The sequence below is a fragment of the Filifactor villosus genome (assembly GCF_042652965.1).
In the GTDB taxonomy this organism is placed as follows: Bacteria; Bacillota; Clostridia; order Peptostreptococcales; family Filifactoraceae; genus Filifactor; species Filifactor villosus.
Genome location: NZ_JBHSHL010000053.1, coordinates 1 through 1,668, shown reverse-complemented (window position 1 = coordinate 1,668; position 1,668 = coordinate 1). Strand labels below are relative to the sequence as shown.

2 protein-coding genes are annotated in these 1,668 nt (G+C 38.8%); one reads left to right on the top strand and one right to left on the bottom strand.

Annotation, left to right across the window (positions count from 1 at the left end):
- Positions 1-198: 198 nt before the first annotated feature.
- The gene (locus ACFO4R_RS11055) at positions 199-1,146 is read right to left on the bottom strand and encodes a hypothetical protein (protein WP_379789208.1); all 948 of its coding nucleotides are present in this window, start codon (positions 1,144-1,146) and stop codon (positions 199-201) included.
- A gap of 147 nt (positions 1,147-1,293) precedes the next feature.
- On the opposite strand from ACFO4R_RS11055, the gene ACFO4R_RS11050 reads away from it, so the two are divergent.
- On the top strand, positions 1,294-1,668 hold a 375-nt coding region (locus ACFO4R_RS11050; RefSeq protein ID WP_379789207.1), incomplete at its 3' end, for a helix-turn-helix domain-containing protein.

Genomic DNA, 1,668 nt, shown 5'->3' with positions numbered 1-1,668 from the left:
TCGCTACCCGTTATGCAAAGAGCGTCTCCTGCTTTGTTGGAGCAATTCATTTGGCATCGATCGTTTTATGATTAAGATGTCTTGTTTAATTTGTGTAGACACGCTCTAGATTTCGAATTGAGAATTTTATCAATTCCCTTTAATACATCCTTTGCATCATTGCCAACAAGCAAAGTAGCCAACATGTGTTCAATGTTCTTATTCATTCCAAGCACCACCTTTCATCTCTTCTTCCTTTTGCTCCTCTAAAATAAGGTCTATTTCGTCATAGTACTCTTTCACTGCATCAGCCGCGTATATGCGACTATCTCTCTCTAAATACTGACAATAATAAGCCATAAAAGACTCATAGTCCTCTCCACCATCCCGGTAATTTGCCATCTCTCTGATGTATTCATCACAGTGCTGAAAGACTCTCATCTTCCTCTGTGATTCAGAAGAATCAAGGTATAAACGAACCAAACTATGTTCCCAGGCATGATACATTTCGTGAAGCACTGTGTCCAAGATTTCGTCTGGGGCATCATTTTCAAGGTGCTGTTTATCTATAACGATTCTTCTTTCGGCATCACAGTATGATCCCAGAGTATGTTCCTGTAGGTCGTCCATTACAATTGTTACCCTGAAATCCATACCCCAGTAATTAGACTCGCAGTTACAGACATCCTGCAGAACTGAAAGTTTCTGAACAGTTGTCAAGGGCTCCCAGCTTTCAACATTTCTAATCTTGGATATACTTTCAATGTTATAAGTAAGTCCCCACTCATTCTCTGTATAATTAGTGTCAAAACCGCTGATACTAATCTGTTTGACATCTGCAACAACGAAACCACCATGAAAGGTTCGATTATATGTAATAGGAATAACAAGTACAAACATGGTTAAGCCTAAAACCAAACCTGCAACATTCATCATTCTCACTGTTCTACTTTTAATGATGAAGTGTTTTCTTTTCTTGCTTTTAATGTTAAGAATAAACTGTCCTCTACTCTTTCTTGAAAAAACAAGTCCGGCATAACCAATAAAGAATATAAGAAAAATAATGAATAACATTTTTATCCAACCGGCATAGTAACCTTTATATGCCATAATTGTGTATGCTCCAACGCCAATCATAATATCTGCAAGCACGCCTCTTGTAGTCATACATTTTCTCCAACGAAGTGCTGTTCCAATTGTATATGCTAATCTAAAAATGGTCCACAAACAACAAAAAATCTCTTTGAAAACCGGTCCAATCAATCACAAAATATCTCCGAGATGAGGTACACTTAATCTCGGAGGTGACATGAGGTGAAAACACTAATGGACAAGTTCAAAATCATTGATGCAAAACGAAGGGGGTTATCGAACAGGGAAACAGCCAAACGGTTGGGAATCGACCGTAAAACAGTAGCCAAGTATTGGAATGAATACAACGAACGATTAAAAGAGCTCAATCTCACGGATTCTCATACAGACATTCGAGAACTACAGGCACAGATCGTAAAAGAACCGCAATATGATGTCTCTTCTCGCGGCCCTATGAAATATACAGAGGAGATCGATGCACTGGTAGAAACCATCCTTGAAGAAGAAAAGGAAAAGTCTAAGAAACCGGGAAGACATAAACAGAAACGAACTTTAAAACAGATGCATGAACTCGTCGCATCCCACGGCCATGACATC

What these genes read in the sequence shown, in the direction of transcription:
- ACFO4R_RS11055 (WP_379789208.1), bottom strand. Translation starts at nt 1,146, where the DNA reads ATGACTACAAGAGGCGTGCTTGCAGATATTATGATTGGCGTTGGAGCA.